The organism is Micromonospora sp. NPDC051543 (genome assembly GCF_044454415.1).
Lineage (GTDB): Bacteria > Actinomycetota > Actinomycetes > Mycobacteriales > Micromonosporaceae > Micromonospora.
This window is the reverse complement of sequence record NZ_JBITDT010000006.1, coordinates 214,122-226,554: the sequence shown is the minus strand read 5'-3', so window position 1 is coordinate 226,554 and position 12,433 is coordinate 214,122. Positions and strand designations below refer to the sequence as shown.

General features: G+C 72.2%; 13 protein-coding genes and 1 tRNA gene. 7 read left to right on the top strand and 7 right to left on the bottom strand.

Annotated elements, in window-relative coordinates; genetic code table 11:
• The first annotated feature begins 3 nt into the window (after positions 1-3).
• The 5 genes from ACIA3K_RS13270 (at position 4) to ACIA3K_RS13250 (ending at position 4,259) form a co-directional block, all read left to right on the top strand.
• Entirely contained in the window at positions 4-966 is a 963-nt protein-coding gene (locus tag ACIA3K_RS13270; protein ID WP_396801057.1) for a UTP--glucose-1-phosphate uridylyltransferase, read from the top strand.
• Positions 963-2,276, top strand: a complete 1,314-nt coding sequence (gene glp, locus ACIA3K_RS13265; protein ID WP_396801056.1) for a gephyrin-like molybdotransferase Glp — start codon at positions 963-965, stop codon at positions 2,274-2,276. The genes ACIA3K_RS13270 and glp overlap by 4 nt, the downstream gene beginning before the upstream one ends.
• 67 nt (positions 2,277-2,343) lie before the next feature.
• Positions 2,344-2,994, top strand: a complete 651-nt coding sequence (locus ACIA3K_RS13260; protein WP_355048988.1) for a GNAT family protein — start codon at positions 2,344-2,346, stop codon at positions 2,992-2,994.
• A 179-nt stretch (positions 2,995-3,173) separates the two neighbouring features.
• On the top strand, positions 3,174-3,953 hold the full coding sequence (locus ACIA3K_RS13255; protein WP_396801055.1) for a hypothetical protein: 780 nt from the start codon (positions 3,174-3,176) through the stop codon (positions 3,951-3,953).
• Positions 3,954-4,185: 232 nt separating this feature from the next.
• Positions 4,186-4,259: transfer RNA gene (locus ACIA3K_RS13250), tRNA-Ala, on the top strand.
• Between the two features lie 80 nt (positions 4,260-4,339).
• On the opposite strand, the gene ACIA3K_RS13245 is transcribed toward ACIA3K_RS13250, so the two are convergent.
• From ACIA3K_RS13245 to ACIA3K_RS13235, 3 genes are all read right to left on the bottom strand, one after another.
• Positions 4,340-5,023 carry a lytic polysaccharide monooxygenase gene (locus tag ACIA3K_RS13245; RefSeq protein ID WP_396801054.1) on the bottom strand — a complete coding sequence of 228 codons (684 nt, stop codon included), beginning with the start codon at positions 5,021-5,023 and terminating at the stop codon, positions 4,340-4,342.
• A gap of 146 nt (positions 5,024-5,169) precedes the next feature.
• Complete coding sequence (locus tag ACIA3K_RS13240) at positions 5,170-5,748, bottom strand: hypothetical protein (RefSeq protein WP_396801053.1); 579 nt, start codon at positions 5,746-5,748, stop codon at positions 5,170-5,172.
• Positions 5,749-6,064: 316 nt separating this feature from the next.
• Positions 6,065-6,763 (bottom strand): hypothetical protein, encoded by a 699-nt coding sequence (locus tag ACIA3K_RS13235; protein ID WP_396801051.1) that lies wholly within the window; start codon positions 6,761-6,763, stop codon positions 6,065-6,067.
• Positions 6,764-6,946: 183 nt separating this feature from the next.
• Here ACIA3K_RS13235 and ACIA3K_RS13230 point away from each other — a divergent pair, with 183 nt between their 5' ends.
• Positions 6,947-7,963 carry a hypothetical protein gene (locus tag ACIA3K_RS13230; RefSeq protein WP_396801050.1) on the top strand — a complete coding sequence of 339 codons (1,017 nt, stop codon included), beginning with the start codon at positions 6,947-6,949 and terminating at the stop codon, positions 7,961-7,963.
• Positions 7,964-8,015: 52 nt separating this feature from the next.
• Here the strand turns inward: ACIA3K_RS13230 and ACIA3K_RS13225 are convergent, their stop codons facing one another.
• Positions 8,016-8,864 (bottom strand): DUF4352 domain-containing protein, encoded by an 849-nt coding sequence (locus ACIA3K_RS13225; protein ID WP_396801048.1) that lies wholly within the window; start codon positions 8,862-8,864, stop codon positions 8,016-8,018.
• 138 nt (positions 8,865-9,002) lie between these two features.
• Positions 9,003-9,668, bottom strand: a complete 666-nt coding sequence (locus ACIA3K_RS13220) for a 4'-phosphopantetheinyl transferase (protein ID WP_396801047.1) — start codon at positions 9,666-9,668, stop codon at positions 9,003-9,005.
• Positions 9,669-9,852: 184 nt separating this feature from the next.
• Here ACIA3K_RS13220 and ACIA3K_RS13215 point away from each other — a divergent pair, with 184 nt between their 5' ends.
• On the top strand, positions 9,853-10,122 hold the full coding sequence (locus tag ACIA3K_RS13215; RefSeq protein WP_396801046.1) for a hypothetical protein: 270 nt from the start codon (positions 9,853-9,855) through the stop codon (positions 10,120-10,122).
• Positions 10,123-10,174: 52 nt separating this feature from the next.
• On the opposite strand, the gene ACIA3K_RS13210 is transcribed toward ACIA3K_RS13215, so the two are convergent.
• The gene (locus ACIA3K_RS13210) at positions 10,175-10,957 is read right to left on the bottom strand and encodes a peptidase (RefSeq protein ID WP_396801045.1); all 783 of its coding nucleotides are present in this window, start codon (positions 10,955-10,957) and stop codon (positions 10,175-10,177) included.
• The gene (locus tag ACIA3K_RS13205) at positions 10,957-12,270 is read right to left on the bottom strand and encodes a VWA domain-containing protein (protein WP_396801043.1); all 1,314 of its coding nucleotides are present in this window, start codon (positions 12,268-12,270) and stop codon (positions 10,957-10,959) included. Before ACIA3K_RS13205 ends, ACIA3K_RS13210 begins: the two co-directional genes overlap by 1 nt.
• Positions 12,271-12,433 lie beyond the last annotated feature (163 nt).

The window sequence follows — 12,433 nt, the reverse complement described above, 5'->3', positions numbered from 1 at the left end:
GGCATGTCGGAGCACTCAGCGAACCCCTCAGCGACGGTCGCCGCAACCGGCCGTCCCCTGGCGGTCAAGGCCGTCATCCCGGCCGCCGGACTGGCCACCCGCTTCCTGCCGGCCACCAAGGCGGTTCCCAAGGAGCTGCTGCCGGTCGTCGACCGGCCGGTGCTGCAGTACATCGTCGAGGAGGCCGCCCAGGCCGGCATCGGTGACGTGTTGCTGATCACCGGTCGGGGTAAGACGTCGATGGTGGACCACTTCGACCGTCGCCCCGACCTGGAGACCAGGCTGGAGGAGAAGGGCGACGCCGAGCGCCTCGCGGCCGTGCGTCGGCCCGGTGAGCTGGCCGAGATCTACACCGTCCGGCAGCCGGAGCAGCTCGGGCTCGGGCACGCGATCGGGTACGCCGAGGCCCACGTCGGTGACCAGCCCTTCGCGGTGCTGCTCGGGGACGAGTTCGTGAAGCCGTCCGAGCCGCTGCTGCCGGCCATGCTGGAGTTGCAGGCCCGCACCGGCGGCGTGGTGCTCGCCTTCTTCGAGGTCGACCCGGCCGACACCAAGCGGTACGGCATCGCCTCGGTCGAGCCCGCCGAGGCCGACCTGACCGACATCGGCGAGGTCGTCAAGGTGACCGGCATGGTGGAGAAGCCGCAGCCGGAGGACGCGCCGAGCAACCTGGCCGTGCTGGGCCGGTACGTGCTGCCCGGCACGATCTTCGACGCGATCCGGCGGACCAAGCCGGGCAGCGGGGGCGAGATCCAGTTGACCGACGCGATGGAGTTGCTGCGCACCGAGGGCACCCCGGTGCACGCGATCGTCTACCGGGGCACCCGCTACGACACCGGCATGCCGCTGGGCTATCTCCAGACGGTCGTCCAGATCGCCGCCGAACGCGAGGACGTCGGCACCGAGTTCCGCGCCTGGCTGGCCGACTTCGTCAAGGCCGACGCGGCAGGCGGATCTGGTACATGACCGCGACGGCCGACGCCGAGGCGGCCGCGAACGAGTTGACGCCGCTCGCCGACTACCTGGGCAGCGTGCTGCGCAGGTTACGAGCGCTGCCGCCACTCGACCTCGACCTCACCCAGGCGCACGGCAACGTCCTCGCCGAGGACGTCGTCGCGCCGCACGCCTTCCCGGCCTTCGACCAGGCGGCCGTGGACGGGTACGCGGCCCGCTGGGAGGACATTTCCGGAGGGGGCCGGGGTCCGAGCTACGTCCCGGCCCCCTCCGGCACGCCCGGTGGGCGGAGCATCCGGCTCAACGTGGTCGGCGACCTGGGCGCGGCGAGCTGGCGTCCGGTGCGGCTCACCCCGGGCGCGTGCTTCTCGGTGGCCGCCGGGGCGCCCCTGCCGGTCGCCGCGGACGTGGTGGTCCCGGTGGAGTGGACCGACCAGGGCATGGCCGCCGTCGAGATCTTCCGTACCCCCAAGCGGGGGTACGGCGTCCGCCGCGCCGGTGAGGAGCTGCCCGCCGGCACCCTGCTCGCCCGCGCCGGCACGTACGTCTCCCCGGCTCTCGTCGCCGTGTTCGCGGCCACCGGCATCGGCCACGTGGTGGTCCGGCCGAGTCCACGGGTGGTCATCGTGGCGACCGGGGACGAGCTGGTCGACGTGGGCCGGGGCAGCCAGCCCGGTCAGGTGGTGGACGCCAACTCGCACGCGCTGACCGCCGCCGCGGCCGAGGTGGGCGCGCTGGCGTACCGGGTGGGCATCTGCGACGACGACCCGGAGGGGCTGCGTGGCCTGCTGGAGGACCAGACCCTGCGGGCCGATCTGATCATCACCACCGGCGGGACCGGCACCGGCCCCGGTGACATGGTCCGGCGGATCCTGTCCCGCCGCGAGGGCGGCCGGGCCGGACCGGTGACCTTCACCGACGTGGCGCTCTATCCCGGCACCGCTCTCGGGTTCGGCACGGTCGGCGCCGAGGAGGTGCCGGTGGTCTGCCTGCCCGGCGACCCGGGCGCCGCGCTGATCGGCTTCGAGGTGCTGGCTCGGCCGGCGATCCAACTGCTCGCCGGCGCGGAGCCGGTGTTCCGTCCCAGCGTCCGGGCACACCTGCTGGAGACCGTGTCGTCGCCCGGCGGGCTGCGCGAGTTCCGGCCCGCGCACGTCGCCGAGCGACGCGGCGGCGGTTACACCGTGCAACCGCTGCGTGGAGGACCGTTCACCCTCTCCGGCCTGGCCGAGGCGAACGGGCTCCTGGTGCTCGGCGAGCGGGTCACCAGTGCCGCCGCCGGCTCCACCGTGGACGTCCTGCTGCTGGACCGCCGTCGGTGAGATCCCTCGGACGGGATGTCGGGGGTGCACTTGCGCGCGAACCGGTCCCGCGCGGGAGACTGTGCGGGTGAGTCTCTTCGGACCGGTCCGTGCGCCCGGCTGGCCGGCGGTGCTGGTCGACGGGCCGGTGCTGTTGCGCCCCTACCGGCGTTCCGACGCGGCGGCGTGGTCGCAGGTACGCCGGGCCAACCAGGCCTGGCTGGCCCCCTGGGAGTCGTCGCTGCCGGGCGGTTGGGACGAACTGAACTCGCCGGCCGCGTTCCGGTGGGTGCACCGCGACCAGCGGCGCTCGGCCCGCGAGGGCGAAGGGATGCCCTTCGCGGTCTGCCTGCGTGAGGCCGACCGGGATCGGCTGGTCGGGCACCTCAACGTCGGCAGCATCGTGCGCCGCGCCTTCTGCTCCGGTTACGTCGGCTACTGGGTGGACGCCCGGGTGGCCGGGCAGGGCGTGATCCCGACCGCGCTCGCGCTCGCCGTCGACCACGCGTTCGGCCCGGGTGGACTCCACCGGATCGAGGTCAACATCCGGCCGGAGAACCGCCCGTCGCGGCGGGTGGTGGAGAAGCTGGGCTTCCGCGAGGAGTCGTACCACGTGCGCTACATGCACATCGACGGCGCGTGGCGTGACCACATCGGATACGCGATGACGAGCGAGGAGGTCGCCGCCGAGGGCGGTCTGCTGGCCCGCTGGCACCGGATCCGCGCGACCGCCCGGTAACGACTGTCCCACGCACGGGATCGGCGCGGCGCTGCGGTATCGCGGTCGGTTCACCGTAACCTCAAGTAACTGCAAGCTGCGGCAAGCGCTCACCGCCCGGATGATCCACGCGCTCAGGCGTGATCGGTGGAAGATCCTGCGGTCGGGGAGCGGTTGCTCCGAATTCGGTGACGGGAGGGGTGAGGGTGCCGACCTCGGTGCTCCTCGCCGTCCTCGCCGCCGCCGGCCTGCTCGCCCTGGCTCCGGCGCTGGTTCGCCGGTACGACGCCACCGAGCGGCTGGTGGCGGAGCGGGCGCAGTCGACGGCGCGGGTGCTCCAACGCCGTCGGCGGCGTCGCACTGTGCCGGGACGGCAGCCCCTCCACCCGCCGCGCTCACTTGTCGTAACCCTCAGTGAAGATTCGACTACGGGGAAGTTGGCCGTACCGGTCTCCGCGCCCCCGGCGGCCCGTCGCTCCGGCCGGTTGCGCGCCGTGCCGCCGGCCTTGACGCGCCCCCGCCGTCGTCCACCGCGCCGGCAGCACACCCCCGCCGTGTACCGGCGACGCCGCGTCCTCGCCGCGCTGCTGCTGCTCAACGTCGTCGAACTGATCGGCGTGCTGCTCGTCAGCCCCGGCTTCTGGATCGGCTTCTCGGTCACCTTCATGCTGCTGGCCCTGTACGTCGTGCACCTGCGCAGGCGAGCCCTCGCCGCTCGCCGCCGGCGTCGCGCCCGGGCCCGGGAGGCGGCGTGGTTGGCCGCCCGCCAGGCCGAGGTCCGCCGCGAACAGGCCCGTCGCGCGGCGGCCCGCCGGGAGGCGCAGCGTCGTCTGGCGGCCCAACGCGAGGGGGTACGCCGAGCCGCCATGGGCCTCGACCGCCCGGCGGACCTGCCGGCGGCGGTCAACGGCGGCTCGGTCTCGTACCGCCGCTCGGGTGGCCTGCGCGGTCGCCCCTACGAGGCCGGCCGGGGCGCCTGACCACGCGTTCGTGGGCCTTCGCCGGGCCCTGCGGCGCTTGATCGACTCGACATCCGGAAAGGCGTGGTGTCCGGGTGTCCGGGATACCCCGATTTTCGGGAAGGCGAGTGGATCTCGGGCCTGCGGGGCGGCGCACCGGGGGTGGATTCGCGGTGGAGGCGGGCGACCTGTTAGCCTTGCTGCCGGCCCGCCCGGTGAAAGCCGGGTGGGACCGAAGCCGGTTCGCCGGCGGGGGGCTGTGGCGCAGACTGGTAGCGCACCTCGTTCGCATCGAGGGGGTCAGGGGTTCAAATCCCCTCAGCTCCACCCAGCAGCAGATAGAGGGCGGGTTCTCGGATTACCGAGAACCCGCCCTCGCTGTGTGCCGTGGCTGTCGGGTCCCGCCGTCAGCTGACGGTGATGTCGCTGCACCACATGTACGTCTGGTCCATGTGCGACGCCTTCCACAGCACGAACAGGATGTGGTTCCCGCTGCGCGAGGACGGGATCGAGACGTTGAACGAGATGTTCTGCGCCGGCGCGTAGCGGCCGGTCGTCGCGATCAGGTCCAGGTTGCCCCACCCGAGTTTCTGGGTGGCCGGGTTGAACCCCTGCTTCGAGACGTACACCTGGAAGTAGTCAGCGCCGTGGCTGGCCTGGTCGTACATCTGGACCGTCAGGTTGCGGCTGACGGCTGTCGACTTCCACGCTCCCGGCTGGTTGAGCGAGTCGTTCCGGGAGAGGGCGTTGCTGCACAGCTGCCCGTCCGGGGTGCGGGCCTGGAACTGGCCGCCGAGACCGTCGCGCAGCTGGCTCATCCAGTTCCACATGGTGTCGGGGTTGGCCTGGAACGCGCGGTAGCACATCGGGTCCTGCTGCTGCATGGCCGGATTCGTGTGCTGGTTGCCCCAGGTCTTCCAACACTGGTAGGCGCGAGTCGCCGGGTTGATGACGGTGCCGTGTGCCTGGGCCGCGCCGACCGAGGGCAGTGCGCCGGCCACCATGGCGAACAGCAGGACCAGCGCCTGGAGGGACCGACGGACGGTTGACCGGGGTCGCCCGCCGGATTGATCGGACTTGGTTGAACGCACGGTTCATCCTCCGTTCTCGGGGGTGATCGGGGGTGGGAACGCTCCCAAACCCACTGTTACATCCATGTGTCTAAATATCAATGCTGATCTATCTAAAATGGGATATGAGGTGGTCAGAATGGTCGCCACCGATCGGAGGAACCTGGTCACAGGCCGGCTGCGGCGTCGTACCGGCGACGCTGGTCGGCCATCTCCGACTGGGTCAACGCCTCCTTGAGCGCCAACTCCTCGTACTTGTCCGGGAACATCTGCCGAAGTCGGTCGACGAACATGACATCGGCGGTCGCCTCCACCACCTGGATGCCCGGCGGGTTGGTCGACATGTCCATGATCACGGGGCCGGCCAGCTTGACCGCCACGTCCCAGGGGCGCTTCTTCTCGGCGACTCCGCACAGGTGGAAGCCGTAGACCGTACGCACGTCGGTCAGCGCGGCGGCGTCGGTCGGTTCGTACCCGTAGACGCGGACCCCGCAGATCACCGGCGGCTTACCCTCGGTAGCCACCTGCTGGGCGCCGTGGCCGGCGTGGTTGTGCTGCCCCGGGTCGGCCTGTTCGAGCGTCGTCCGCATCCGCGCGGTGATCTGGGCCTGCAGGTCCGCCGGCTTCGCGTCCTGGTTCGCCTGCCTGACCAGTACGACCGCACCGGCCGACACCGCCAGCAGGATCACCGCCACCCACACCAGGCGGTTGCGATACCACCTGGCGGCATTCTCTGGGGAACTCATCATTGCCTCTCACCTCGTCGCCGGTTCCGGCGTCCTCACGGACCGGACCAGACGCCCCGGCGGGCACGTCGGCCATCGGGGGCATGTGTCGGGGGTGCGTACGACGGAAACGGCGAGCTGTCCGTCGTCACGGAGATGGCCCGGCTGTGCGACAGGCGAGCGTCTGCCCAATCGGCGCGCTGCCGGCACTGCGCTGCTCCCGCGCTGGCCGTTTCCAGCGCGGTTGCCCCCGCGCTGCGGCGATACGAGCCATTCCAACACGTCTGACACCACTCTGGCAACATCGACGTACATCATTGCAAAATCGGCGCGGCGGTCAGGCGAACCGTTCGGTCGTCACGGCGATCAGCCCCTGCTGTCGCAGCAGGTTCGTGAGGTTCATCAGGGTCTCGCGCACCGCCGGGGCCCCGCCTTCTCGCATCAGGACCGTCACGTCGAGGCCCCAGGCGAGTGTGTTGCCGACCCGTCTCAGATCCCAGGTGAACCGGGCGCCGCCGCTGTCGTGACGACCGTCGGCGACCGATCCGGCGGTGCCACCACCCGTCGTGCGCCAGAGGCTTCGCAGGGCTGTCACCTGCTCGACCCGCAGGTCCTTCGCGAACAGGACGCGGTACACGCGTCGTTCGTGAAAGCCCTCCGGCGGCGGCTGGGTCGGGCCGAGTCGCAGTGGCGTGGCCGCCGCGATCGGTTGATGGTCACGGAAGTACGTCCGCAGCACGACCTCGGACGGAAGTTCACCGCCGCCGAGGCGTTGGTAGGCGTCCGCCGCCTCGGCGCGTCCGACGGGAACGACCCGGGCGAGTACGGCGGGGTCCGCCCGCAGACCGCGGCTCAGCGAGGCGGAACTCCACCAGCCATCGCTCGGTGTCCAACTCGCGCTGTGCAGGCCGGTGGCACAGAGGTCGTCCTGGCGGGTGAACTCCTCGACGAGGACGCACTCCCCGTCGTGGCCGTCCGGTGCGGGCAGGACCAGGTGGTAGTCCAGAGCGCGGCCCGAAGGTGGGTCGATGATCACGCGTCCGATCCTGCGGCCACCGCGGATGCGGGGCAAGGGCGTTCCACCCGTCTGTAGCAGACCGCAAGCCGGCAGGACCGGTCACGTCGCTCATCGGACAGGCCGCAACCCCGGGGCGGCTTCAGGGGTGCATCTGACACAAGTCGATGCCCGGGATCGCCGGGCTCCACACGGGGAGAAGAGATGACGTACACCGCTCGACGCAGGATGCTCGCCGGCACCGCCGCTGGACTGCTGGCCGCCTCCCTCGGGGTCGCCGTGTCCTCGCCAGCGACCGCCTCGACGGCGACCGCCGCGCCCGCGAGGACCACCGCCAGCGCCTGCACCATCAGCACCCTGCCCTACCCGACGGACACCTACCGCGCCGACGCGAGCGCGATCGACCCGTCGGGCCGCTTCGTCGCCGGCACGGGCCTGCGGGTCGGTGAGACCGAGAACGAGTACCTGCTGCTGGTCTGGGACAAGCAGCGGCTCATCGAGATCGTGGCGCCGGGCAGCGGACTCGACCCGGTCGACGTCAACGAGAGCGGCACCGTGATCGCCAACGGCTGGGCGGAGAGCGGCATCGGACGGCCGTGGACCTACCGCGACGGCAAGCTCCAGCAGTTGCCGGTGCTGCCGTCCACCGGCATCTTCGTCACCGCCATCAACTCCGCGGGTGACATCGTCGGCTTCGGCTCCGACATCGTGCCCGGCGAGTTCAGCGCCCTGCGGTGGCCGGCCGCCCGGCCGGGGACGGTCGAGGTGCTCGACGCGCCGGTCAACGCCCAGGCGACCGGCATCACGCCGAACGGGACCATCGTCGGTCAGGCGGGACCCTTCGGCGACTGGACCGGATGGGTCCGCCGCCCGAACGGCAAGGTCAAGCCGCTCGCGGTCGCCGGCGGTGGGTCGACGGTGGTCAACGCCGCTGCGGGCCATTGGGCGATCGGTCAGGTCTGGCTCGGCGGTAACAACCCGGCGAAGGTCCGGTGGGACCTCCGCAACGGATCGCACACGATCCTCGACCCGGAGGCGGGGCTCGACGACGTGAACGCCAAGGGCGTCGTGGTGGGCGGTGCCCTGGTCACCCGTGGCGCCACCTCCCGGGTCCTGCCGGGCGGCGGCAACGTCGGCGCGAAGGCCATCGCCGACACGGGTGCCATCGTCGGCTTCCGGAACGCCGACCGGGTGACCCCGGTCCGGTGGACCGGCTGCTGACCTGTCGAACGCGTGGGGCCGGTCCGATCATCGGGCCGGCCCCACCAGCACGTCAGGGCCGCCAGGAACCGGCGGTCGCGAACTGGTGCTGGTACTCCAGCACCCCCGACGTGTCGTGCACGTCGAACACCACGCTGCCGGTACGTCTGCTGCCCGCGGCCAGGTCGTTACCGGCCGGGATCGGCTTGCCGCAGCCGGAGAAGGCACCCGTCACCGCGTTGGTCTCGGTGCCGTCGGCGGCGACCCACTGGAAGAAGAGCGGGTTCGCCGAGCCGGTGCCCTTGGTCACCGTCACCGTCACGTCCGCGATCACGAACATGCCCTCGTCGGGCTTCAGGCCGTACGTCTTGCAGGGCTTCGTAGCGGTGTGGAACTTCGTCACGGTGATCTCGACGGTGCCGCCGTTGTCGTCGATGACGAGAGTGTCCCCGACGGACATGTTCCGGGCCTTGGCGGAGGCGACGGATGGTACGGGCGAGGGCATGGCCCCGGCTGCCGGCTGCCCGGCGTCGCTGGTGACGCCGGGGGTGGGCAGCGCCTCGGTCACGTTGTTGGCGGCGTTCTTCGCGCCGATGACGACGGCCACGATGCCGCCGGCGCAGAACAGCAGGGCGAGCACGGCAGTCGTCACCGCGACGGCGACCACGGTCCGCTGCGACGTCGTCGTCGGCGGGAGGGGCTGCGGCATCGTGAGCGGGTGGCCCGGCCCGTCGCCCTGCGGGTACGCGGCGCCGGAGTACGGCGGCGGGACCGGCTCGCTGCCCGCAGCCGACCAGGGGCTGGGCGTCGCCGGCGGAACCGTCGGGTCTGCGGCGGACTGCTGCGGTGTGGCCGGGAGCAGCGGCTCCGGACTCGGCTGCTGAAGGTCCTGCGGTCCGACGGGGGGCTGGGGGTGGGTCACCGTACTCCTTGACGCCTCGTACGTGCGGTTCGGGAACGCGCCGACGCTACCTCGCGGCGCCGGGCGGCCGGTCGGCACGCCGGCCCGCGTCCCACGGCCCCCGCAGCCCGCGGCGGTGGCCAGCGTGGACGGTGGTGGTCAGCGCGGTGCGAGGACGGCAGCGGTGCGGACCAGGCCGTCGACGACCACGAACCGGCCGTGGATCGTGCTCGGCGGGTCCGCAACCCCCGTGGCCTCCGCCGCGTCCACCCGCACCGGCGCGATCCGAGCGGTGAACGTCCCGGCGTCCGGGTCGATCTCCAGGCGGGCGTCGTGGAAGTCCAGCCAGGACCCGACGACCGGATGCCAGACCTTGTAGACGGTCTCCTTGGCACTGAAGAAGACGATCGGCCAGCGGATGCCGGAGGGGAGTCGCGCGTAGTGCTCCTGCTCCTCGGGCAGCAGCACGAGTCGGCGTACCCCCGCATCGATCTCGCGGTGCTGCTCGGCGTCCATACCGACGGACCGCACGTCGGTGGCGCGCGCCGCGGCGGCGGCGCAGTAGCCGGCGGTGTGGGTGATGGCGCCCACCACGCCCGCCGGCCAGACCGGCGCCCGGTTGGCCGCGCTGGGCACGGCCGCCACCGGCAGGCCGAGGTCGGCCATGGCCCGGCGGGCACAGACCCGGCCGGCGGTGAAGTCCCGTCGACGGGTCTGCACCGCCTGGTCGCTGAGACACGCCTGCTCAGCGTCGAGGAGATCGCCGGTCCAGTCGTCGGGCGCGGCGACCGCCACGGCGACCGTCGGCGGCAGGAGATCACGCACGGCGGGGCCCTACCGTCGAGTAGCGAGGACGCGTTCTTTGGACCGTCAAATTTCTGACTCCCACGACCGCAGAACGTACCGCAAAGATGTAACACCGGAGGGACGCGTCGCGCTCTCCATGATGGCTCCGGGGGGACCACCATCAAGAGCTGGCAAGTTCCCGTGAGCATCTGAAGGAGCTGCGATGAGCGATGGCGCCGAACGGCCAGGGGGTCGGGCCGACGACCACGCACCGACGACCCCGGGCTGGAACTGCGGCTCCTGCGGCGACGAGTGGCCGTGTGCGACGAAGCGTGACCGACTGCTGGCGGAGTACGGGGGTGATCGCGCGATGCTCAGCGTCTACCTGGGCTCCTGCCTCGCCGCCGCCGCCGAGGACCTGCGGGCCGCGCCGGTGATGTCCCTGCAGGGCCGCTTCATCGGTTGGCTGCCGCGGGGGACGCGACGAAGCTGAACCGCCGGTGGCCCCGCCCGACCGGGCGGGGCCACCGACGGACACGGCCGACTCAGGGCCGCCGGGGCCGCCGGGTCAGGGCGAAGCCGACCACCCCGGCCACCGCGGCGAGCACGCCGCCGATGCCGGTCCAGATCCAGCGCGAGCCGAGATCCGGCAGCCAGTCCGTCAGCGAGCCACCCTCGTCGTCGGCCTCCGGCTCCGGCGTCGGTACGGCGTTGAGCACCGTGCCCGCCTTCGTGTTCGGCACCAGCGGTGCGGCCAGCTCGCCGTCATCGGCTGAGGTGCCCCGGTCGGTGACGACGCCGACCAGCAGGTCCACGTCGACGGGTGCGCCCAGGTCCGGCTCGGGCAGGTCGGTGACCGAGAGTCGGACCACGTACGTGCCGGGCAGCGGGTCGGCCGACCAGGGTTCCGCCCAGGGACGGACCTCGCGCAGGGTGCAGCCCAACGCCACACTGGACGCCTTGCCGTCCACCGTGGGCGTCTGCGCCCCGGCGGTGCACGCCTGCCGTCGGCGCAGCCCGTCGAACACGTCGATCGTCCACGTGGAGGCGCCGCTGCGTGCCTTCGGGAAGGTGACGGTGGCGCTGATCTCGTGGATCTGCCCGGCCGTCGCGGTGAACGACCAGTACAGGTGGTCCCCGACCGAGGCGTCCACGCGTACCGGTTGACCGGCGGTGATCGGCGTGGCGGTGAGGAACGAGGTGCCGGCCCGGGTCACCGGAGTGGCGCCCGGCGACGGGCTGGGGGCGGCCACGGCCGCCGCGGGCAGTAACGCGACCCCGCCGGCGGCGAGCAGCGCCGCCAGCGACCGGAACAGTGCCGTACGCATCAGTTCTCCCTCCAGGTGGCGACCCACCAGCGGGTGAGCAGGCCGGCGACCAGGCCGGTGAGCAGACCCGCCATGGTGAGCAGGGCGAGCAGGACCCAGCCACGGCCGAGGTCGGGGCCGTCCGGGGTGCCGGCGGCGGCGACCACGTCGATGGTCAGCTCCACCGGCATGCCGGGCGTCGCCGCGGTGCCCGGGCGTGCGGCGAACGAGTTGCTCACCACCAGGCAGACGGTGGTGGGCTCGACGGCGGGACTCGGACTCGTCCCGGCGGCGTCCTTGTCGTCGGCGGTGGTCTCGTCGTCGGCGCTGGCCTCGTCGTCGGCGCTGGCCGACCAGCGCAGACCGGCGGAGAGCACGTCGGCACGGCCGCTGCCGGCGTCCGCTCCCCTCACCAGTTCCCGTCCGTCCGCCGCGGTGGCCCGCAGCAGTACCCCGTAGTCCCGGTTCACCGGCCGGTCCAGCGCCATGCTCACCGACGCGCGCAGCTCCTGACCGGGGCGCACGGGCACCCGGTAGTAGCGGTGCTCGGAGAACGACTCCCGGTCCGCGTACACCCCGGGGGCGAGCAGCGGCGCGGACTCGCAGGCGTCCGTGCCGCCGACCACGGTCGGCGCCCGGGTGTGGGTGTCGCCGGCCCGCTCGACGAGCTGCTTGATCCGGCCCGTCAGCTCGTCGGCGCTCTGCGCGGCGGTGTACGTGCCGCCGGTCGCCCCGGCGATGCACAGCAGCTGCCGGCGTACCTTCTCGTCGGGTGCGAGGCCGAGCGTGTCGACGACCAGGCTGGTGCCCTGCGCGGCCAGTTCCCGGGCCACCTGGCACGGGTCCGGCGGGGCGCAGGTGTCCTCCCCGTCGGTGATCAGCACGATCCGCCGGGTGGTGGTCCCGGTGCCCAGGTCCTGTGCGGCGGAGCGCAGTGCCAGCCCGACCGGGGTGAAGCCGGTCGGCCGGAGTGTCGCCACCGCTGCCTTGGCCGCGGTCCGGTCGACCGGACCGACCGGCACGATCTGTTGGGTGTCCTGGCAGCCGACCTTCTTGTCCTTGCCCTTGTAGGTGGCGCCGAGCACCCGGATGCCGAGCTGGGTCTCTTCCGGCAGCGCGTCCACCACGTCGTTGAAGGCCTGCTGGGCCACCGAGATCCGGCTGCGTCCGTCGATGTCCGCCGCCCGCATCGAGCCGCTGACGTCGAGCACCAGCTCGACCCGGGGTGGCTCGGCAGCCTGTTCTTCGTCGGCCGCCGCCGGGACCGGCCCGGTCAGCGCGGTGGTCGCCAGCAGTCCGAGAAGGACGGCCGCCGATCGTCTGAAGTTGATCACGGCCCGCAGTGTAGTGAGATCCACTTTGGAGGGCCGTGGGGGTGGTTGGTCGTTCCGGACGGCCAAAGCGTCCCTCTGGGGGCGCTGGGTCCACGTCAGGTCACCCTCGGTCAACGGCCGGAGGATAGTCCTCGGCCCGGCCGGAATCGGTCGGAAATCCGAC

Coding starts and splice junctions, on each gene's coding strand:
- ACIA3K_RS13270 (WP_396801057.1), top strand. CDS start 4: ATGTCGGAGCACTCAGCGAACCCCTCAGCGACGGTCGCCGCAACCGGC.
- glp (WP_396801056.1), top strand. CDS start 963: ATGACCGCGACGGCCGACGCCGAGGCGGCCGCGAACGAGTTGACGCCG.
- ACIA3K_RS13215 (WP_396801046.1), top strand. CDS start 9,853: ATGAGCGATGGCGCCGAACGGCCAGGGGGTCGGGCCGACGACCACGCA.
- ACIA3K_RS13240 (WP_396801053.1), bottom strand. CDS start 5,748: ATGAGTTCCCCAGAGAATGCCGCCAGGTGGTATCGCAACCGCCTGGTG.
- ACIA3K_RS13210 (WP_396801045.1), bottom strand. CDS start 10,957: ATGCGTACGGCACTGTTCCGGTCGCTGGCGGCGCTGCTCGCCGCCGGC.
- ACIA3K_RS13230 (WP_396801050.1), top strand. CDS start 6,947: ATGACGTACACCGCTCGACGCAGGATGCTCGCCGGCACCGCCGCTGGA.